The organism is Actinocrinis sp. (genome assembly GCF_035938995.1).
In the GTDB taxonomy this organism is placed as follows: Bacteria; Actinomycetota; Actinomycetes; order Streptomycetales; family Catenulisporaceae; genus DASZGI01.
In genome coordinates, this window is the sequence record NZ_DASZGI010000113.1 from 1 (window position 1) to 19,432 (window position 19,432).

The 19,432-nt window shown below is 71.4% G+C and carries 19 protein-coding genes and 1 pseudogene; 16 read left to right on the forward strand and 4 right to left on the reverse strand.

Features of this window, described 5'->3' with window-relative positions:
• Together VGZ32_RS07555 and VGZ32_RS07560 are read right to left on the reverse strand one after the other, a co-directional pair.
• Positions 1-513 (reverse strand): annotated as a pseudogene (locus VGZ32_RS07555) (ABC transporter permease); the annotation flags it as partial.
• A complete protein-coding gene (locus VGZ32_RS07560) occupies positions 510-1,448 on the reverse strand; it encodes an ABC transporter ATP-binding protein (protein WP_326885142.1) in 939 nt (312 codons plus the stop codon). The pseudogene VGZ32_RS07555 and the gene VGZ32_RS07560, both read right to left, overlap by 4 nt.
• Positions 1,449-1,558: 110 nt before the next feature.
• On the opposite strand from VGZ32_RS07560, the gene glmS reads away from it, so the two are divergent.
• The 6 genes from glmS (at position 1,559) to tsaE (ending at position 8,286) form a co-directional block, all read left to right on the forward strand.
• On the forward strand, positions 1,559-3,436 hold the full coding sequence (glmS, locus tag VGZ32_RS07565) for a glutamine--fructose-6-phosphate transaminase (isomerizing) (RefSeq protein ID WP_326885143.1): 1,878 nt from the start codon (positions 1,559-1,561) through the stop codon (positions 3,434-3,436).
• Between the two features lie 43 nt (positions 3,437-3,479).
• On the forward strand, positions 3,480-3,830 hold the full coding sequence (locus VGZ32_RS07570) for a holo-ACP synthase (RefSeq protein ID WP_326885144.1): 351 nt from the start codon (positions 3,480-3,482) through the stop codon (positions 3,828-3,830).
• A 30-nt stretch (positions 3,831-3,860) separates the two neighbouring features.
• Complete coding sequence (locus VGZ32_RS07575) at positions 3,861-5,318, forward strand: NAD(P)H-hydrate dehydratase (protein WP_326885145.1); 1,458 nt, start codon at positions 3,861-3,863, stop codon at positions 5,316-5,318.
• Positions 5,315-6,457, forward strand: coding sequence for an alanine racemase (gene alr / locus VGZ32_RS07580; protein ID WP_326885146.1), 1,143 nt, complete (start codon positions 5,315-5,317; stop codon positions 6,455-6,457). The genes VGZ32_RS07575 and alr overlap by 4 nt, the downstream gene beginning before the upstream one ends.
• Before the next feature lie 144 nt (positions 6,458-6,601).
• A complete protein-coding gene (locus VGZ32_RS07585; protein ID WP_326885147.1) occupies positions 6,602-7,795 on the forward strand; it encodes an alpha/beta hydrolase in 1,194 nt (397 codons plus the stop codon).
• A complete protein-coding gene (gene tsaE, locus VGZ32_RS07590) occupies positions 7,792-8,286 on the forward strand; it encodes a tRNA (adenosine(37)-N6)-threonylcarbamoyltransferase complex ATPase subunit type 1 TsaE (RefSeq protein ID WP_326885148.1) in 495 nt (164 codons plus the stop codon). Before VGZ32_RS07585 ends, tsaE begins: the two co-directional genes overlap by 4 nt.
• Positions 8,287-8,367: 81 nt before the next feature.
• Here the strand turns inward: tsaE and VGZ32_RS07595 are convergent, their stop codons facing one another.
• Positions 8,368-9,036 (reverse strand): hypothetical protein, encoded by a 669-nt coding sequence (locus tag VGZ32_RS07595; RefSeq protein ID WP_326885149.1) that lies wholly within the window; start codon positions 9,034-9,036, stop codon positions 8,368-8,370.
• 244 nt (positions 9,037-9,280) lie between these two features.
• Between VGZ32_RS07595 and tsaB the strand changes: the two genes are divergently transcribed.
• The 4 genes from tsaB to VGZ32_RS07615 are packed head-to-tail and all read left to right on the forward strand — an operon-like array spanning position 9,281 to position 11,836.
• Complete coding sequence (tsaB, locus tag VGZ32_RS07600) at positions 9,281-9,958, forward strand: tRNA (adenosine(37)-N6)-threonylcarbamoyltransferase complex dimerization subunit type 1 TsaB (RefSeq protein WP_326885150.1); 678 nt, start codon at positions 9,281-9,283, stop codon at positions 9,956-9,958.
• A gap of 44 nt (positions 9,959-10,002) precedes the next feature.
• Positions 10,003-10,506 (forward strand): ribosomal protein S18-alanine N-acetyltransferase, encoded by a 504-nt coding sequence (rimI, locus tag VGZ32_RS07605; protein WP_414642502.1) that lies wholly within the window; start codon positions 10,003-10,005, stop codon positions 10,504-10,506.
• Positions 10,499-11,572, forward strand: coding sequence for a tRNA (adenosine(37)-N6)-threonylcarbamoyltransferase complex transferase subunit TsaD (gene tsaD, locus VGZ32_RS07610; RefSeq protein ID WP_326885152.1), 1,074 nt, complete (start codon positions 10,499-10,501; stop codon positions 11,570-11,572). The genes rimI and tsaD overlap by 8 nt, the downstream gene beginning before the upstream one ends.
• An 18-nt stretch (positions 11,573-11,590) precedes the next feature.
• Entirely contained in the window at positions 11,591-11,836 is a 246-nt protein-coding gene (locus VGZ32_RS07615) for a hypothetical protein (RefSeq protein WP_326885153.1), read from the forward strand.
• 16 nt (positions 11,837-11,852) lie between these two features.
• On the opposite strand, the gene VGZ32_RS07620 is transcribed toward VGZ32_RS07615, so the two are convergent.
• Positions 11,853-12,245 (reverse strand): FMN-binding protein, encoded by a 393-nt coding sequence (locus VGZ32_RS07620; RefSeq protein WP_326885154.1) that lies wholly within the window; start codon positions 12,243-12,245, stop codon positions 11,853-11,855.
• A gap of 232 nt (positions 12,246-12,477) precedes the next feature.
• On the opposite strand from VGZ32_RS07620, the gene VGZ32_RS07625 reads away from it, so the two are divergent.
• The 6 genes from VGZ32_RS07625 to VGZ32_RS07650 all read left to right on the forward strand — a co-directional run bounded on the left by VGZ32_RS07625 (position 12,478) and on the right by VGZ32_RS07650 (position 19,426).
• A complete protein-coding gene (locus VGZ32_RS07625; RefSeq protein WP_326885155.1) occupies positions 12,478-13,770 on the forward strand; it encodes an ROK family transcriptional regulator in 1,293 nt (430 codons plus the stop codon).
• 111 nt (positions 13,771-13,881) lie between these two features.
• The gene (locus tag VGZ32_RS07630) at positions 13,882-15,282 is read left to right on the forward strand and encodes an extracellular solute-binding protein (RefSeq protein ID WP_326885156.1); all 1,401 of its coding nucleotides are present in this window, start codon (positions 13,882-13,884) and stop codon (positions 15,280-15,282) included.
• A gap of 13 nt (positions 15,283-15,295) precedes the next feature.
• Positions 15,296-16,279, forward strand: coding sequence for a sugar ABC transporter permease (locus VGZ32_RS07635; protein ID WP_326885157.1), 984 nt, complete (start codon positions 15,296-15,298; stop codon positions 16,277-16,279).
• Positions 16,279-17,175: a carbohydrate ABC transporter permease gene (locus VGZ32_RS07640; RefSeq protein ID WP_326885158.1), complete on the forward strand. Its 897-nt coding sequence runs from the start codon at positions 16,279-16,281 to the stop codon at positions 17,173-17,175. Before VGZ32_RS07635 ends, VGZ32_RS07640 begins: the two co-directional genes overlap by 1 nt.
• Positions 17,175-18,437, forward strand: coding sequence for a 6-phospho-beta-glucosidase (locus VGZ32_RS07645; RefSeq protein ID WP_326885159.1), 1,263 nt, complete (start codon positions 17,175-17,177; stop codon positions 18,435-18,437). Before VGZ32_RS07640 ends, VGZ32_RS07645 begins: the two co-directional genes overlap by 1 nt.
• Positions 18,434-19,426 (forward strand): N-acetylglucosamine kinase, encoded by a 993-nt coding sequence (locus VGZ32_RS07650; protein WP_326885160.1) that lies wholly within the window; start codon positions 18,434-18,436, stop codon positions 19,424-19,426. The genes VGZ32_RS07645 and VGZ32_RS07650 overlap by 4 nt, the downstream gene beginning before the upstream one ends.
• The last annotated feature ends 6 nt before the right edge of the window (positions 19,427-19,432 follow it).

A 19,432-nucleotide genomic window follows, 5' to 3' on the forward strand; every position in this document is an offset into this window, starting at 1 on the left:
GGCCGCGCCGCCGCCGGCGCTCACGATGGTGCCGAGGTAGAGCAGCAGCAGCGGGATCTCGATCAGCGCGAGACAGGCCACGGTGAACGCCGCCAGCTTGGCCAGCGGGTAGTCCAGGCGCCGCATCGGGCGGCAGAAGTACAGCGGCAGGACGTGGCTGCGCAGGTCGCGTGAGACGAGCTCCGGGGCCTGGGCCGCCACGAAGATGACCATAACCAGCCCGCGCAGCCGGAAGACGTAGGTGTCGTACGGGACTATGCGGCCTCCGCCGCGGGCCGCGGAGATAGCGTTCGCCACTGCGGGCAGGCACATGAGGGCGAAGGTGAGGATCGGCACGATCTTCGCCCGCACGCCGCGCCCGATGCCGAACGCCGACCGCAGGCTGTGCCAGTACAGCGCCCTGATGATGGCCGCCCGGCCCAGCCGCGGTCCGTCGTAGTGCTGGTACCCGAGGTCGTGGATCACGCCACCGTGCCCGGCGATCTCCCCGCTCATGGCGGTCTCACCGCTCATGCGGCACCTCCGGGCGCCTGGTCATGGCTGGCTGCCTGGTCGTCGCGGAACAGCTCCTCGACCCGCCGCCGCTGCTGTTCGAGGCGGTTCAGCGGCAGCCCCAGCTCGGCTATCACGTCGCGGATCACGTCGTACGTGGCATCATCCTCGAGCCGGACCAGCAGGGCCCGCTCATCCGGCTGGGACGCGAGGCCGCGCCGGGACAGCTCGGCCGCCAGTTCCTGCCTGCCCTCGTCGACCTCGACGGCGAGCACCTGGCTGACCCGGGTGAAGCTGGTCATCGTGTCGGCGCGCAGCAGCCCGCCGCGCTCCAGCGCCACCACGTGGTCACAGATCCGCTCGACCTCCCCCAGCAGGTGCGAGGAGACCACGATGGAGATGCCGAACTCCCCGCCGATCCTGGCGATCAGGTCGAGCATCGCCCGCCGGCCGCCAGGGTCGAGGCCGGTGGTCGGCTCGTCGAGCAGCAGCAGCCGCGGGTCACCGACCAGCGTCTGGGCCAGCTTGACCCGCTGCTTCATCCCGGTCGAATAGGTGCCGATCAGCCGGTACCGCTCCTCGTGCAGCCCGACATGGCGCAAGGACTCGGCGGCCCGCTCCTTGGCCGCCGTGGCCGGGAGCCCGGACATCCGGCCCAGGTGGGTCACGAACTCGGTGCCGGTGACGTCGGGCGGCAGGCAGTCGTGCTCGGGCATGTAGCCGACCCGCGCCCGGATGAGCTCGCCTTCCGTCGCGGTGTCGTGGCCGAGCACCCGCGCGGTGCCGGAGGTCGGCTCCAGCAGCCCGAGCAGGATCTTGATCAGCGTGGACTTGCCCGCGCCGTTCGCCCCCACCAAGCCGGTCACGCCGGGTTCCACGGTGAGGGTCAGGTCGGACAGCGCTGTGACGCCGCCCGGGTAACGTTTCGTGAGGGCCTGAGTCTCGATGACTGACACGCGGACACCGTAGACCCGGCTGGTGCACTGCGGCGTCGGTCGCAAGGATGACCCGCCCCTGGTGGCCGACTCAGGGATGCCCCGGACGACATCCCGGTAAGGTGGCCTGCATGTGTGGAATCGTGGGCTATGTAGGCGGTAAGTCGGCGCTGGACGTCGTGCTCGAAGGGCTACGGCGGCTGGAGTACCGCGGCTATGACTCCGCCGGTGTCGCGGTGCTGCACAGCTCAGGTGGGCAGGGGTCCGGCGGCCAGGAGCACCAGCTGGCGGGCCGCAAGAAGGCCGGCAAGCTGGCGAACCTGGAGAAGGAGCTGGCCGAGCGGCCGCTGCCGCCCGCGACCATCGGCCTGGGCCACACCCGGTGGGCCACCCACGGAGGCCCGACCGACGCGAATGCGCACCCGCACTTCGACGCGGACAACCGCGTCGCCGTGGTGCACAACGGGATCGTGGAGAACTTCGCGGTGCTGCGGGCCGAGCTGCAGGCCGCCGGGGTCGAACTGCGCAGCGAGACCGACACCGAGGTGGCCGCGCACCTGCTCGCCGCCGAGTACGAGCCCGCCGGCCGGGACCTGGCCGAGGCGATGCGCCGGGTGTGCCGCCGCCTGGACGGGGCGTTCACCCTCGTGGCCGTGCACGCGGACCAGCCGGACGTGGTCGTCGGCGCGCGGCTGAACTCGCCGCTGGTGGTCGGCCTCGGCGACGGCGAGGCGTTCCTGTGCAGCGACGTGGCCGGGTTCATCGGCCATACCCGCGAGGCCGTCGAGCTGGGCCAGGCGCAGGTGGTCGAGGTGCGGCGGGACGGGGTGACCGTCACCGGGTTCGACGGCTCCCCGGCCGAGGGCAAGCGCTTCCACGTGGACTGGGACGTGCAGGCCGCTGAGAAGGGCGGCTACCCCTGGTTCATGCTCAAGGAGATCGACGAGCAGCCGCGGGCGATCGCGGACACCCTGCTCGGCCGGCTGTCCGCGGAGGGCCGCCTGGTCCTGGACGAGATGCGGATGAGCGAGGACGAGCTGCGCAGCGTGGACAAGATCGTGGTGATCGCCGCGGGCACCGCGTTCCACGCCGGGATGATCGCCAAGTACGCCATCGAGCACTGGACCCGCATCCCGGTCGAGGTCGAGCTGGCCTCCGAGTTCCGCTACCGGGACCCGATCCTGACCCGCGACACCCTGGTCATCGCGATCTCGCAGAGCGGCGAGACCGCCGACACCCTGATGGCGATCCGGCACGCCGCCGAGCAGCACGGCCGAGTGCTGGCCATCTGCAACACCAACGGAGCGACGATCCCGCGCGAGGCCGACGCGGTGGTCTACACCCACGGCGGACCGGAGATCGCGGTCGCCTCCACGAAGGCGTTCCTGACCCAGCTGATCGCGTGCTACCTGGTCGGCTTGTACCTGGCGCAGGTGCGCGGCGAGATGTACGAGGACGAGATCCGCGGCAACCTGGCGCAGCTGGCCGCCACACCGGAGAAGGTGGCCGAGACGCTGAGCCGGATGGAGCCGGTGCGCGAGCTCGGCCGGGCGCTTAAGGACGAGAGCCGGGTGCTGTTCCTGGGACGGCATGTCGGGTTCCCGGTAGCGCTCGAGGGCGCGCTCAAGCTCAAGGAGCTGGCCTACGTACACGCCGAGGGCTTCGCGGCCGGGGAGCTGAAGCACGGCCCGATCGCGCTGATCGAGAAGGACCTTCCGGTCGTCGTCGTCGTGCCGCCGCCGTCCCGGCCGGTGCTGCACGACAAGATCGTGTCGAACATCCAGGAGATCCGAGCCCGCGGGGCGCGCACGATCGTGATCGCCCAGGACGGGGACGAGGCGGTCGAACCGTTCGCGGACACGCTGATCCGGGTGCCTGAGCTGCCGACGCTGCTCCAGCCGGTGGTCGCGACCGTGCCGCTGCAGGTGATCGCCTGCGCCATGGCCGACGCCAAGGGCCTCGATGTGGACCAGCCGCGCAACCTGGCGAAGTCCGTCACCGTCGAATAGTCGAATAAGACAGGCATACCGCCACAGCCGAAAGGACGCCTCGGTGATCATCGGAGTGGGGATCGACGTGGTGGACGTCGCCAGGTTCCAGGCCTCGCTCGAACGCACCCCGGGGTTGCTGGACCGGCTGTTCACCCCGGCCGAGCGAGGGCTGCACACCGCCTCGCTCGCCGCCCGCTTCGCGGCGAAGGAGGCGCTGGCCAAGGCCCTCGGCGCGCCGAGCGACCTGCACTGGCAGGACGCCGAGGTGGTCAGCGAGCCGGACGGGCGCCCCGTCCTGCGCGTCAGCGGCTCCATCGCCGCCCGCGCCGCGCAGCTCGGCGTGAACTCCTGGCACCTGTCGATGAGCCACGACGGCGGCATCGCGTCGGCGGTCGTCATCGCCGAATCTTGATGTCGTGATCTTGATGTCGGGAGCGTCCTGATGCGCCGCGCCTACCGTGTCGAGGCGATCCGCGCCGCCGAAGCCGATCTGATGGAGCGTCTGCCGGGCGGCGCTCTGATGCAGCGCGCCGCCGCGGGCCTGGCCACCGTCGCCGCGCAGATCCTGCGCGAGGCCGGGGGTGTCTACGGGTCCCGTGTCACGCTCCTGGTGGGGGTTGGGGACAACGGCGGCGACGCGCTCTACGCCGGATCGTTCCTCGCTCGCCGCGGTGCACACGTGGACGCAGTGCTCGTCGACCCGGACCGCGCGCACAGCCGCGGTCTAGCCGCGCTGCTTGCCGCTGGCGGACGGGTCGTCGGCTCTGAAGTGCTCGCCGCCGCAGACCTCGTCATCGACGGCCTGCTCGGTATCGGCGGCAAAGGCGGCCTGCGCGGCGCCGCGGCCGAACTCGCCGCCGCCGCGGCCGCGGCGAGCGCCCCGATCCTCGCCGTGGATCTGCCGAGCGGGATCGACGCCGATTCGGGCGAGGTCGCCGGCCCCACGATCCGGGCCGACGTCACCGTGACCTTCGGCGCCTTCAAGCCCGGCCTGCTGATCGACCCGGCGGCCGAGCGCGCGGGCGTCGTCGAGTTCGTGGACATCGGCCTCGACGCGCTGCCTCCGGACCCCGCCGTCGAGGCCCTCCAAGCGGAGGACGTCGCCGCGCTCCTGCCCGTCGCGGACCGCGAAACCGACAAGTACCGGCGCGGCGTCGTCGGGATCGCCTGCGGCTCCGAGCGCTACCCGGGCGCCGGGGTGCTCGCCTTCGGCGCGGCGGTCCACGCGGGCACGGGCGCGGTGCGCTACAGCGGCCCGCCCGCCGTGCGCTCCGAGATCCTGCACCGCTGGCCGGAGGCGCTCCTTGAGGGCCCCATGCCGGACAGCTCGGGCCGGGTCCAGGCGTGGGTCTGCGGCAGCGGCTTCCCGGCCGACGGCGACGACGAGAACGACCGCACCTGGCAGGTGATCGAGAGCGGCCTGCCCGCCGTCCTTGACGCCGGAGCGCTGGCTTACCTCGGCGACGGCGGCGATACACGCAGCCCGCAGCTCTCCGAACGCATCGTGCTGACGCCGCACGCGGGCGAGGCGGCGCGGCTGCTCGGCACCGAGCGCGCCGAGGTGGAGGCCCACCGGCTGCATTCGGTCCGCCGTCTGGCCGCGGACTTCGGCGTGACCGTCCTGCTCAAGGGCACGACGACGCTCATCGCCGAACCCGGGGGCGCCACGGTGCGGGCCAACCCCACCGGCACCCCCGCGCTCGCCACCGCGGGCAGCGGCGACGTGCTGGCCGGCCTGATCGGCGGGCTGCTGGCCGCCGGGCTGCGCCCCCTGGACGCCGCGAGCGTCGGCGCCTACCTGCACGGCACGGCCGGTCGTCTGGCGCAGCGTACCGGGCCGGTCGCGGCCGGTGATCTCCTGGCCGCACTGCCGCTGGCCTGGCACAATCTCACGCAATGAGTTCACAACGCCCAGCCCGCCTGGAAGCCCGGATCGACCTCGGCGCGATCCGCGCGAACATCGGCCGCATGCGCGATGTCGCCGGTTCGGCCGACGTCATGGCCGTGGTCAAGGCGGACGCCTACGGGCACGGCATGGTCGAGTGCGCGCGGGCCGCGGTCGCCGCCGGAGCGACCTGGCTGGGAGTCGCGCTGCCCGAAGAGGCATTGGCCCTGCGCGCGGCCGGGCTGACGGAGCGGATGCTGACGTGGCTGCACGCGCCCGGCGACCCCTTCGCCGACCTGGTCGCGGCAGACGTCGACGTCTCCGTTTCAGGGCTGTGGGCGCTGCGCGAGGTGACCGAGGCGGTGCGCGCGCTCGGCCGCCCGGCCCGCATCCAGCTCAAGGTGGACACCGGGCTCGGCCGCAACGGCGCTCAGCCCGCCGACTGGCCCCTGCTCGTCGAGGACGCCCTTAAGGCGCAGGAGGACGGGCTAATCAGCATCACCGGCGTCTGGTCCCACTTCGCCTGCGCCGACGAGCCACACCACCCCTCCGTCGCGTCACAGCTCGCCGCCTTCCGGGAGGCGCTGGCCCACGCGGAGAACGCCGGCGTGCGTCCCGAGGTGCGGCATCTGGCGAACTCACCGGGCGCGCTGCTCGTCCCCGATTGCCAATTCGACCTCATCCGCTCGGGCCTGGCGACCTACGGCGTCTCGCCCAGCCCGGAAGAGGGCAGCGCGGCAGACTTCGGACTGCGCCCCGCGATGACCCTCGTCGGCCGCCTCGCCCTGGTGAAGCAGGTCCCGAAGGGCCACGGCGTCTCGTACGGCCACACCTACCACACCCGGCGCCCCACCAGGCTCGGCCTCGTTCCCGCCGGATACGCCGACGGGATCCCACGTGCCGCCTCGGGCCGCGGGCCGGTCTCGGTCGACGGCGTGTGCCACACCGTCGCCGGACGGGTGGCGATGGACCAGTTCGTCATCGACCTCGGCGGGCAGGAGGCCGGCGTCGGCGACGAGGTCGTGCTGTTCGGCCCCGGCGACCGCGGCGAGCCCACCGCGCAGGACTGGGCGGACGCGGTCGGCACGATCGCCTACGAGATCGTGACCCGGATCGGGCCGCGCGTTCCGCGGGTGTATCTGAACCGTTCCTGACCACGGATCGTCATGTCCACTGTTCGGCAGGGAAATCATGCGTGATCGACCGGGAAATCACGTATGAAACGCTACCGGGAGGTAACAAACTAGGGGGAGAGCCGAGCGGCCATCCGCCGGCAGCACGGAAGGAAGAACAGTCTCGTGTCTGAAGGTGCGTCAGGGCGCGGAATCCCGCGTGGCGCGGGCATCGTCGGTGCCGCGCTCGGGGTGATCGCAACCGGTGCGGCAGTGGGTATCGCGGTCGAGCGCTACACGATCGGCCGCGCCGTCCGACGCATGGCCGAGACCCACGATCCGGGCGAGGCGTTCGGCACCCTGCGCGGCGTGCCCCAGAGCGTGATGGCCGCGGACGGCGTCGAGCTCTACGTCGAAGTGGACGATCCCTTCGGGCGGCCGCGCAGCATCGACTGGAAGAGCGCCGGGCGCTCGTCGCGCCCGATGCGCAAACCCGCCGCCACGCGCTCGGAGCAGCACCCGACGCTGCTTTTCACCCACGGGTTCTGTCTCCCCCAGGACTCCTGGCACTATCAGCGCGCCGAGTTCTCCGGCGAGTACCGGATGGTGTTCTGGGACCAGCGCGGCCACGGCCGGTCCGACCGGCCCAAGCCCGGCACCGAGCTGTCCATCGACGTGTTGGGCGAGGACCTCTACGCGGTGCTCGAAGCCACCTGCCCGACCGGCCCGGTGATCCTGATCGGGCACTCGATGGGCGGCATGACGATGATGGCGCTGGCCGAACGGCATCCCGAGCTGTTCGGCGACCGCATCGTCGGCGCGGCGCTGCTCGCCACGTCGGCCGGGGAGTTCACCGAGCTGGCCTTCGGGCTGCCGCGGCTGGGCGCGAAGGTCTTCCACCGGACCGTGCCGGGCGTGTTCGAGCTGCTGTCCAAGCAGCGCGACCTGGTCGAGCGGGGCCGCCGGTTCGGCGGCGATCTCGGCCTGGTGCTGACCAAGCGCTACGCCTTCGGCTCCGAGGCCCCAGAGTCCGTGGTCCGGTTCGTCCAGGAGATGATCCAGTCGACGCCGATAGACGTCATCGCGGACTACTTCCCGATCTTCCGCGCGCACGACAAGCTCGCCGCGCTGCCGGTCTTCGACAAGGTGCCGACGCTGGTGCTGGCCGGGGGAAAGGACATGCTGCTGCCGAGCTCGCACAGCCGGGCGCTGGCGGACGCGATCCCGAGCGCGCGTTTCGTGGCCGTCGAGGACGCGGGGCACCTGGTGATCCTCGAGCGCCCCGACGAAGTGGGCCGCGCGTTGCGTACCCTGGTGGAGAACGTCGAGGAGCGCCTCGGCGAGGACCGCGACGATGCCCCCAGGAGAGCAGCGCGTTGAGCGAGCCAGCCGCCGTCGAGACCGGGCCGGTGACCGTACAGGCGCAGACGGCGGAGAGGACGCGCAAGACCGGGCGATGGCTCGGCGAGCGGCTGCGGCGAGGCGATCTGGTCATCCTCTCGGGCGAATTGGGAGCCGGGAAGACCACGTTCACCCAGGGCTTGGCCGAAGGGCTCGGCGTGCGCGGCCCGATCACCTCCCCGACGTTCGTGATCGCGCGGGTGCACCCGAGCCTGGCCGGCGGGCCGCCGCTGGTGCACGTGGACGCCTACCGGCTCGGCTCGTTGGCGGAACTCGACGACCTGGACCTGGACGCCTCGGTCGAGGATTCGGTGACCGTGGTCGAGTGGGGCGAGGGAAAGGCCGAGGTGCTGTCCGGCGACCGGATCGAGGTGCGGATCGAGCGGGCCCTGGCGCAGTCGCCGGACGACGTAGACGCCGACCCTCGCACGATCGTCATCACGGTTCACGGCGCCGCGCGCACACTCTGACCGCACGTCAGCCTCCGGGCTGGCGCCCGCATTCATTCACACCCATATCTAATTCACGGCTGCTTCCAATCAGAACCGCATTTAGTTCACCACGGTGATGTTCGAGCCCACCGACACGAAGTTGAACAGCGCCTGCGCGTCGAGCTGGGCCATCCGGACGCCGCCCGTGCGCGAGGTCGGCTTCGGCGGCAGGCCCGTGACGTCGGCCACCGCGTCGAATCCGAACGTGGTGCTCTCACCGGATACCACCCGCTGCCCGAACAGCACGACGTACTGCACCGGCGTGCCGTCCGAACCGGTCGCGCCGGGTTCCTTGCGGGTGACCGAATAGGTGCCGGTCGGCGCGGCGACAGTCCCCGGCACGACTTGGAAGGTGCGCTCGACCGTGGCGCCGCCCCCGCCGACCAGCCAGATCCGCTGACCGTTCTCGGAGTAGACGACCCGGTTTCCGGACCCCGAGTTCGCCGGCAGCGCGTTCGGGTTCACGGCCGACCCGCCCGCCGCAGGGCTCGTCGACGTGATGGGCGACGTCTGCGCGGCGGACTTCGAACCCGCTTTGCTGGCCGCGTCGGACACCCTGGGCGCGGCGCGCGCTGCCTGCGCGGCCAAGACGGCGACTCCGAAGAGCGCCACGACCGTCATCAGGACCACCGAATACGTGGCGCCGCGCGACTGCTTTCGGCGCACAGGCGGCCGCGACGCGTCACGTCGCGAGGTCGCCGCGCGCGTCCCGGCGCCGCGTGTTCCCATCCGTCTGTCTCCCTTGCCGCAGCCTTCGGAGCGCCATCATGCCGCAAGAGCGCCCCATCGGTCACCGGTCAGAGGTCAGCAGTGTCCGACGTGCCTCCGGAGTCGGCCGGGGCTTCATGGCGGCTGTAGGTCGCGTGGCGGGGAGAATGACGTTCCCCGCCACGCGACCTTTCGCCACCGCTCCAGTCGGCTTCGGAGGGCAACGATGCCGGATTGACCGCGCGGTGCGGCAATAATGGCTCCCGTGCTCCTCTTGGCTTTCGACACCGCGACCCCCGCCGTGACCGTCGCGCTCGCCGACGAGACCGGCCTCCTCGCCGAACACACGGAGGTCGACGCGCGGCGCCACGGGGAGCTGCTCGCGCCCGGGATCGCCGAGGTCCTGCGCGCGGCGGGACGCACCCTCGCTCAACTGTCGGGCGTCGCCGTCGGCGTCGGCCCGGGACCGTTCACAGGCCTGCGCGTGGGCCTAGTGACGGCAAGAGCCCTCGGCGACGCGCTCGGCATCGCCGTTCACGGCGTATGCACCCTCGACATCCTCGCCGCAGACGTCCCCCACGACGGCCCGTTCGCGGTCGCCACGGACGCCCGCCGCCGCGAGGTCTACTGGGCCCGCTACGACGCGTCCGGCCCCGACGGGTTCCCGCGCCGGGTCACCGACCCCGCCGTTGATTGGCCGCACATCGTCGCGCCGCACGTGCGCGACCTCCCCGTCGCCGGCGAAGGCCCGGCGAAGTACCCCGAGGCATTCCCGCACGCCGTCGAGCCCCTTCTCCCCAGCGCCCGTGCCCTCTCCCTGCTCGCTGTCCGCGCGCTCGTCGAAGGCCGCGAACTTCTCCCACCGCAGCCGCTCTACCTGCGCCGCCCGGACGCCGTCGAGCCGGGCGCCCGTAAGCCGGTGAGCCAGCCGGCGCTCCGGTGAGCGGGCCCGACGCGCAGAAGAGTCTGCGGACCGAGCTGCGCCCGATGCGGTGGTGGGACATCCCGGCCGTGACCGTGCTCGAACACCGCACCTTCTCCGAGGATGCATGGTCGGTGGGCATGTTCTGGTCGGAACTCGCCGAGACCGCCACGCGCTACTACCTCGTGGTCGAGGAGCACGGCCCGGACGCGGTGCACCCAGACCGCGAAGGGCCGCGGATCATCGGTTATGCGGGCCTGCTGGCCGGCCTGGGCGAGGCCGAGGTGCAGACCATCGCGGTCGATCCGGCCCGGCAGGGCGCGGGCCTCGGCACGACGCTGCTGACCGAGCTGCTGACCGAGGCTGCTCGGCGCGGCTGCGACGACGTGGTGCTCGAGGTGCGCGAGGACAACCTGCGGGCGCAGGAGCTGTACCGGAGATTCGGCTTCGCCCAGGTCGGACTGCGGCGTGGCTACTACCAGCCGGCGAACGTGGACGCCCTGGTGATGCGGGCCTCGGGGATCATCGAACGCTTCGGCCCCGATCGAGACGGAGACACCCATGCCTGAGACCGACCTCCCCGTCGTCCTCGGCTTCGAGACCTCGTGCGACGAGACCGGGGTCGGCATCGTGCGCGGCACTGAATTGCTCGCGGACGCTGTCGCCACGAGCGTGGACGAGCACGCGCGCTTCGGCGGCGTGGTGCCCGAGGTCGCCTCGCGCGCGCACTTGGAGGCGATGGTGCCCACCGTGCACCGCGCCCTGGAAGCCGCCGGCATGACGCTCGCCGACATCGACGCCATCGCGGTCACCGCGGGGCCCGGACTGGCCGGCGCCCTGCTCGTCGGCGTCGCGGCGGCCAAGGCGTACGCGCTCGCCCTCGACAAGCCGATCTACGGCGTGAACCACCTGGCCGCGCACGTCGCCGTGGACCAGCTCGAGCACGGTCCGCTGCCGGAGCCGTGCCTGGCGCTGCTCGTCTCCGGAGGGCATTCGTCCCTCCTGCTGGTGCCCGATGTGACCTCGGACATCAGGCCCCTGGGAAGCACCGTGGACGACGCGGCCGGCGAGGCCTTCGACAAGGTGGCGCGGGTTCTGGGCCTCGGCTTCCCCGGCGGCCCGCTCATCGACCGCGCCGCCCGCGGCCTCGTGGCGGACGGAACGCAGGAAGCGCCCGGGGACAAGGACGCGATCGCCTTCCCGCGCGGGCTCACCGGCCCCCACGACCCGCCGCTCGACTTCTCCTTCTCCGGCCTCAAGACCGCCGTCGCGCGGTGGGTCGAGGCCCGGGAGCGGAGTGGCGAACCCGTCCCGGTCAAGGACGTCGCGGCGTCCTTCCAGGAGGCGGTGGTGGACGTGCTGACCCGAAAGGCGATCCGTGCCTGCAAGGAGAGCGGCGTCGATCACCTGCTCATCGGCGGCGGCGTCGCGGCCAACTCACGGCTGCGCGCCCTCGCCGAGGAGCGCGCGACGGCCGTCGGCATCCGGGTCCGCGTCCCCCGGCCCAAGCTGTGCACGGACAACGGCGCCATGGTCGCGGCCCTCGGAGCGGAAATGGTCGCCCGCGGCGCGCACCCCTCGCCGCTCGATCTCCCCGCCGACTCGTCGATGCTCGTCACCGAGGTGCTGGTCTAGGAGGTGCCGGTCTCACCCATGCGCGTCCTGATGTGGGAGGCGAAGGGCGACGCGGACGGGATCATCGCCTGGCTCCGCGACGAGGTGCTGCCCAAGCTGCCGACCGATACGAGCGCGGAACTCTTCCGCTCGGCCGACCGCGTCGTCGTGCTCCTTAGATACCTGACGACTGAGCCGTCGACCGCCGCATTCCGGCTTCCCGACCCGCCTGCGGACCTGGTCGCCCGTCCGCCACACGCCTGGCCGTTCGAATCGGTGTCTTAGTGCGAAGCGCCTTCCGCTACCTGCCGTTGGCGGCGTCGAGGGCGGCCTGGAGCGAGCGGGCGTAGCCGCGGGAGGTATAGGTCGCGCCGGAGACGACGTTGATGTCGGCGCTCTGGGACGCGAGCGCCTCGGAGCGCAGGATCGGGGCGGCGCGGCTTGAGGTGTTCCACGAGTCGGGGTTGTCGTGGGGCAGTTGGAGCGCCGTCACGTCGGCGATGCGTCCGTCGGCGATGGTGACGCGCACCTGGATCATGCCGTGGGCCAGCGCGATCTGCGGGCCGGTGACTGTCGTGTTCGCCCCGGCGCGGACCACGGCGGCGACGTTGCCGGACTTGGCGCCCGCCTTGGTGGCCAGGAGCGTCAGCGTGGCCAGCATCGTCGCCGCGAGGACTATGCCGGTGCGCCGCACTGTGGTGCCCTTTCTCGTTCTACGTTCCCTAGAAACCGGAGGTCTCCGCTCCGAGCTTGAACCGTCGCCCCCCGATTGTGACACCCGGCTGGGCGATCCTTGGGGAGTTCTTTGCCTTTGAACAAAATTGTAAAGAGTATTGACTCGATCTTGGCCTGCCCCTAGCTTCTCCGTACGGGGTAAGGAAAGTTTCCTTTTATTTGCCGATGCCAGACATCGGGAGGAGGGGCGCGTGGAGCCGAACGGTGTCGACCAGCCCGGAACGCCCAGGCTGCTGAGGGCTATCAATGACCGAACGGCACTGCGCTTGCTCGCGGACCGCGGCCCGCTATCCCGCTCCCAGCTCGGCGCGCTGGCGGGACTCTCCAAGCCGACCGCCTCGCAGCTGGTCGACCGGCTCGAGGCGGCCGGACTGGTCGAACCGGTCGTGGAGATCGCGCCCGAGCCGGAAGTCTCCATCGTGGCGGAACGGGCGCCTGGGCGCACCGCCCGGCGCTACCGGCTGCGCGGCGCCGCCGCGCACGTCGCGGGCCTCGACGTCACCCCGGGCCGGATCCTGACCCGGATCTGCGACCTTTCCGGGCGGATCGTCGGCACCGGGGCGCTGCCGACCCCGGGGCGGTCCGCCGCGGGCGCGGTGGACCGGGTCCGCGCGGCGCTCGCCGCCGCCTGCGAACCGGCCGGGATCTCCGCCGCCGCGCTGCACCACGTGGTCATCGGCCTCGGCGGCGCGATCGACCCGGCCACCGGGCGGCTCGGCTTCGCCCGGCACCTGCCCGGCTGGCACGAGCCCGACCTGCTGGCGCGGCTGCGCACGACGCTGACCCCGGACGGCGCCGCCGATCCGCGGGTCGACATCGAGAACGACGTGAACCTGGCGGCGGTCGCCGAACAGGCGGTCGGCGCCGCGGCCGACGCACGCGACTTCGTCGTGCTGTGGATCGCGGACGGCATCGGCGCCGCCGTCGTCATCGACGGACGGCTGCACCGCGGCGCGACCGGCGGCGCGGGCGAGGTCGGCTACATGCCGGTGCCCGGCGCCCCCCTCGTGCGGACCATCGGCCGCGGCACCACCGGCGGCTTCCAGGCGCTGGCCGGAGCGCCCGCGGTGCTGAAACTGGCCCGGCGCCACGGTTTCAGCGGCGCCGACGCCTCGGCCGCCCTCGCGCGGGCGGCCGGCGCACTGCGCTCCGGGCAGCCCGCGGCGCGCGAAGCGGCCCGCACGCTGCTCGCCGACCTCGCCGACCGGCTCGCCACCGGCCTTGCCCCGCTCGTCGCCGTGCTCGACCCGGAGCTGATCGTGCTGACCGGCGCGGTGCCCCGGGCGGGCGGCGCGGTGCTGCGCGAGATGACCGCCGAGGCCCTGCACGGCATGGCGATCCCCCGACCCCGCCTGGTCGAATCCGCGGTCCCGGACAACCCGGTGCTCGCCGGGGCGATCCACGCGGCCCTCGCGGCGACCAGGGAAACCGTGTTCTCGGCCACCGTGCCGGCCACAGCGTCGGCCGCGAGCAGCACTGCGTGACCGGAACGGCTCCCGGACACACCTCGCACACCGCACTGCACTGCACACCGCACTGCACAGCGCCGCATCCCACCCCGCTCAGCACCACGAATCCGCTAAGGAGCACCGACCGTGACGCGTCCCCGTCGCATATCCGGCATAGCGGCCGCCGTCGCCGCGAGCCTGACCGCCGCCGCCTGCGCCGGCAACACCGGCGGATCCACCCAGACCATCACCGCCGCGGACCCATATCCGGCCAGCAAGCCGCCGGTCACCATCAAGCTCTGGGACGGCTTCTCGCAGGGCTCGGAGAATGACGCCTTCAACGCGATGGTGGCCACTTTCGAGAAGGCCCACCCGAACATCAAGGTCGCGGTGACCGGCAACATCAACGACACCCAGATCCAGCAGGGGATCAAGGGCGGCGGCGCGCAGAGCCCGGACGTGGCCGTCTCGTTCACCACCGACGACGTCGGCACCTACTGCTCGACCGGCGAGTGGATCAACCTCAAGCAGGACCTGGCGGCGGCGCAGATCGACGTGGCCAAGACCTTCCCGGCCCCGCTGGTCCACTACACCCAGTACCAGGGCGACCAGTGCGCCCTGCCGCTCGAGAACGACGCGTACGGGCTCTACTACAACAAGACGATGCTGTCGGCCGCCGGCATCACCGCCCCGCCGAAGACGCTGTCCGAACTCCAGGCGGACGCGCTCAAGCTGACCGTGAAGAACCCCGACGGCTCGTTCAAGCAGATCGGCTTCTTCCCCTCGTTCGCCTACTTCGAGCAGGTGCCGGGGCACTTCACCTCGGTCTTCAAGCTCGTGTGGCAGACCCCGACGCACAACTCGGACCTGGCGAACGACCCCGGCTTCACCGCCATGGTCAACTGGCAGAAGAGCTTCGAGACCGCGATGCTGAACCAGGCCCCGAAGTCGAGCGGGCAGCAGCTGACCGACTACATGAACAAGGCGATGGCCGCCGGGGAGTTCACCTCCGGCCAGAACCCGTTTGAGACGGGCGCCGTGGCGATGTCGATGGACGGCGAGTGGCGCAACGCCAACCTCAAGGCCGAGACGCCGAACCTGTCGTACGGCACCGCCCCCTTCCCGACCCAGGACTCCGACGCCGCGTCCTACGGCGGCGGCTACCTGTCCGGCACGGTCATCGGGATCTCCTCGCGCAGCGCCCACCAGGACGCCGATTGGGAGCTGGCGAAGTACCTGACCACCAACACCGACTCGCTGGTCACCTTCGCCAACGCGATCTACAACGTGCCGAGCACCTTCGCCGCTCTGGCCTCGCCGAAGCTGACGCAGGACCCGAACTTCCAGACCTTCGTGCGGATCTCGGCCGACCCCAACTCGATGACCACGCCTGCCTCGCCCAACGGCGGCCAGTACCAGCAGGACGCGCAGTCCTGGCTGGCCACCTGGGAGGCCGGGCAGGTGTCGAACCTGCCGTCCGCGCTGGCTGGCCTCGACCAGCAGATCGACAAGGACACCCAGGCCGGCAGCCGTCCGTCCGGTACCTGATCGGCCTGACGACATGAGCATCCTGACCCTCGCCGCGGGCCGCGGCTCGCGGCGGGCGGACCTCCCGGAGGCGCTTCGGCGCAAGCGCCGCCGGGAGGGGCTCACCGCCCTCGGCTTCCTGTCCCCCTGGCTGGCCGGCTTCAGCATCTTCTTCGCCTATCCGCTGATCGCCGCCGTCTACTTCTCCTTCTACTACTACGACCAGTTCAACGCGCCGGTCTGGGTCGGCCTGAAGAACTGGACCTACATCCTGTTCAACTACCCGGACCTGGTCACCGGCCTGAAGAACACGCTGTGGCTGGTCGTGGTCATGGTGACTCTGCAGACGGTCTTCGGGCTCGGCGTCGCAATGCTGATCACGAAGATCAAGAGCGGCGCGAACGTCTTCCGCACCCTGTTCTACCTGCCGTACCTGGCCCCGCCGGTGATCTCCACGCTGGTCTTCGTGTACTTGTTCACCGCGGGCGGCCCGATCGACTCGCTGCTGGTCCACGTGGGCGTGCACAACCCGCCGGGCTGGTTCAATTCGCCCACCTGGTTCAAGCCCTCGCTGACCGTGCTGTCCCTCTGGGGCATCGGCAACACCGTCGTGATCTTCTTCGCCTCGTTGCTCGACGTGCCCAAGGAGCAGATGGAGGCGGCACACCTCGACGGCGCCGGGCCGATCCAGCGGTTCCGCTACGTCACCCTGCCGTCGATCCAGCCGGTGATCCTGTTCTGTGTCATCACCGGCGTGATCTACACGATGCAGTACTACACGCAGGCGATCGTCGCGGGCGAGGTGGCCAGCGGCACCATGGCGACCGCCGGCACCACGCTGACCGTCGGCTATCCGCTCGGCAGCAGTCTGACAGTCCCGCAGCTCATCTACGAGCAGGGGATCCTCAACGCGAACACCGGGCCGGCGTGCGTGCTGTCGGTGCTGCTGTTCGTCATGACGATGGTGTTCACGCTGTTCCTGCTGCGGCGCAAGAACGGTCTGACGGGAGAGGACTGATGGCCGTACTCGCACCCGCGCCCCCGCTGCCCTCCGCCGGGATCCGGCGGACGCACCGGGCGGCCGCGCGCCGCCGCCGCATCCTGGAGTGGATCGCGGTCCACTCGCTGGCGATCGTCGCCGCGGTCTTCTTCGCCGGGCCGTTCTTCCTCATGCTGGTGACCTCGCTGATGCCGGACAACCAGGCGCTGTCCGGCGCGCTGTGGCCGGCGCACTGGCAGTGGTCGAACTTCCGCGCCGTCTGGGACCGGGCCGGCTTCCTGACCTGGTACCGCAACACCCTGCTGTACGCCGTGCCGGTGACCGTCCTGACCGTGGTCTCCTCGGTCCCGGTCGCCTACGCGATGGCCAAGTTCAAGTACAGGTTCCGCAGGACCACCCTGATCCTGCTGGTGTCGGCGATGATGATCCCGCCGCAGGTCACGGTCATGCCGATGTACCTGTTGTGGACCAAGCAGTTCGGCCTCGGCGGCACCCTGTGGCCGCTGATCGTGCCGACCGCGTTCGGCGACGCCTACTCGATCTTCCTGCTGCGCCAGTTCCTGCTCACCGTGCCGAAGGAGTACCTCGACGCGGCGCGGGTGGACGGCTGCGGCGAGATCAGGACCCTCATCAAGGTGGTGGTGCCGATGATCCGGCCGGCCATCGCCGCGGTGGCGCTGTTCCAGTTCTTCTACGCCTGGAACGACTACTTCGGCCCTCAGGTCTACGTCGGCCCTAACCCGGGCAGCTGGACCCTGGCGCTGGGCCTGGAGACCTTCCATGCGGCGCACCATGTGGACTGGAACCTGATGATGGCCGCCAACCTCATGGTGATCGCGCCGATCGTGATCATCTTCTTCTTCGCGCAGAAGGTCTTCGTCGAAGGCGTCACCCTGACAGGAGTCAAAGGCTGATGAAGCTCGCCATTGTCGGGGGAGGGTCAACCTACACCCCCGAGCTCGTCGACGGGTTCGCCCGATTGCGGGCCGAGTTCCCGCTCACCGAGCTGGCGCTGGTCGACCCGGCCCCGGACCGGCTCGCGGCGGTCGGCGCGGTTTCCCGGCGGATCCTGGCCAAGCAGGGCCACCCGGCCCGGATCACCGCGACCCCGTCGCTGGAGGAGGGGGTGGACGGCGCCGACGCGGTGCTGTTCCAGCTGCGGGTCGGCGGACAGGCCGCGCGCAACGTGGACGAGACGCTGCCGCTGGACTTCTGCTGCGTCGGGCAGGAGACGACCGGCGCGGGCGGCCTGGCCAAGGCGCTGCGCACCGTGCCGGTGGTGCTGGACCTGGCCGAACGGGTGCGCGAGCTCGCGCCCGAGGCCCGGATCGTCGACTTCACCAACCCGGTCGGGATCGTCACCCGGGCGCTGCTCGACGCCGGACACGACGCTGTCGGCCTCTGCAACGTCGCGATCGGTTTCCAGCGCAGGTTCGCCTCCTGGCTCGGCATCGCGCCGGAGCGGGTGCGGCTCGAGCACGTCGGCCTCAACCATCTGACGTGGGAGCGGGGCGTGTTCGTCGACGGCGAGGACGTGCTGCCCGCCGAACTGGAGAAGCACGCCGCGGAGGTGGCGGGCGACGTCGGCCTGCCGGAGTGGCTGATCCGGCGGCTCGGCGTGGTGCCCTCCTACTACCTGCGCTACTACTACGCACACGACGAGGTCGTCGAGGAGCAGCGCAAGGCTCCGTCCCGGGCGTCCGAGGTCGCCGAGATGGAGCGCAAGCTGCTGGAGATGTACAACGATCCAGCGGTCGACGAGAAACCTGAACTGCTGTCGAAACGCGGCGGCGCCTACTACTCCGAGGCGGCGGTGCAGCTGCTCGCCTCACTCGTGGCCGGGCGCGGCGACGTGCAGGTGGTCAACGTGCGCAACAACGGCACGCTGCCCTTCCTCGGCGACGACGCCGTCATCGAGGTGCCGGCCCGGGTGAGCGGATCAGGGATCGATCCCCTGCCTCAGCGGCCGGTGCCGCCGGACTTCCGCGGCCTGATCGCGCACGTGAGCGCGTACGAGGAGCTGGCCCTTGACGCGGCGCTGCGCGGCGGGCGGGAGCGGGTCGCCGCCGCGCTGCTCGCCCACCCGCTGATCGGGCAGGCCGACCTGTCCGAACGCCTGGCCGACGCCCTCATCGCCGCCAACGCGAAGCACCTGCCGTGGGCGGAGCGCACGTGACTCTACGTACGGATCCGGTGGGGGAGACGGCCGGGCGGAAAGAGGCAGCGGGCACGGTACTGGCGATCGACGGAGGAAACAGCAAGACAGATGTGATCCTGGTGGACGCCAAGGGCTCGGTGCTGGCCGAGGCCCGGGCGGGCGGTTTCACCCCGCAGGCCAGCGGCGTGGACACGGCCGTGGCGGTCGCGGCGCAGGCGGTGGCGCGGGTCCGGGCGGACCTCCGCCTGCCCGCCGACGCGAGACTGGCGCGGCACCTGTCCGCGTATGTGGCCGGCGCCGACCTGGAGATCGAGGAGGAGGCGCTGGCGACCGTCTTCGCCGCGCAGGGCTGGACCGAATCGGTGGAGGTCGGCAACGACACCTTCGCCCTGCTGCGGGCCGGGGCCAGCCGCCCGTGGGGAGTAGCCGTGGTCTGCGGTGCGGGCGTCAACGCGTGCGGCATCGGCCCGGACGGGCGCCGCGCCCGGTTCCCCGCGCTCGGACGGTTGACCGGCGACTGGGGCGGCGGCCATCACCTCGGCGAAGAAGCCCTCTGGTGCGCGGTGCGCGGCGAGGACGGCCGCGGGCCGGCCACCGCGCTGGGCGAGGCGGTCGCCGGCCACTTCGGCCGCGCGACGGTGGAACAGGTGTCGATCGCGATGCATCTCGGCGAGATCGACCCCGAACGGCTGAACGAGCTGTCCCCGGTGCTGATGCGCGTGGCGGCGGACGGCGATCCGGTGGCTCGCGGCGTGGTCGACCGGATGGCCGAGGAGGTCGTCATCATGGCGCGGGTCGCGCTGACCAGGCTTGGGATCGAGCGTGTGGAAACCGAGGTGGTGCTGGGCGGCGGGGTTCTGCGGGCACAGCCGCCGGCGCTGATGGAGCGCATCGGCGTGCACGCAGCCGCCGAGATCCCGCAGGCCGTGCTGGTCGTCGCACAGGACCCGCCGGTCGTCGGAGCCGCGCTGCTCGGCCTGGACGCGCTTGGCCTGACGCCGGCGTGAGCCCCC

Bases quoted from the DNA above. Each gene is read 5' to 3' on its own strand.
- VGZ32_RS07635 (WP_326885157.1), top strand. From the start codon at position 15,296: ATGAGCATCCTGACCCTCGCCGCGGGCCGCGGCTCGCGGCGGGCGGAC.
- VGZ32_RS07640 (WP_326885158.1), top strand. From the start codon at position 16,279: ATGGCCGTACTCGCACCCGCGCCCCCGCTGCCCTCCGCCGGGATCCGG.
- VGZ32_RS07575 (WP_326885145.1), top strand. From the start codon at position 3,861: ATGCGCCGCGCCTACCGTGTCGAGGCGATCCGCGCCGCCGAAGCCGAT.
- VGZ32_RS07615 (WP_326885153.1), top strand. From the start codon at position 11,591: ATGCGCGTCCTGATGTGGGAGGCGAAGGGCGACGCGGACGGGATCATC.
- alr (WP_326885146.1), top strand. From the start codon at position 5,315: ATGAGTTCACAACGCCCAGCCCGCCTGGAAGCCCGGATCGACCTCGGC.
- VGZ32_RS07645 (WP_326885159.1), top strand. From the start codon at position 17,175: ATGAAGCTCGCCATTGTCGGGGGAGGGTCAACCTACACCCCCGAGCTC.
- VGZ32_RS07595 (WP_326885149.1), bottom strand. From the start codon at position 9,036: ATGGGAACACGCGGCGCCGGGACGCGCGCGGCGACCTCGCGACGTGAC.
- glmS (WP_326885143.1), top strand. From the start codon at position 1,559: ATGTGTGGAATCGTGGGCTATGTAGGCGGTAAGTCGGCGCTGGACGTC.
- tsaD (WP_326885152.1), top strand. From the start codon at position 10,499: ATGCCTGAGACCGACCTCCCCGTCGTCCTCGGCTTCGAGACCTCGTGC.
- rimI (WP_414642502.1), top strand. From the start codon at position 10,003: ATGCGGTGGTGGGACATCCCGGCCGTGACCGTGCTCGAACACCGCACC.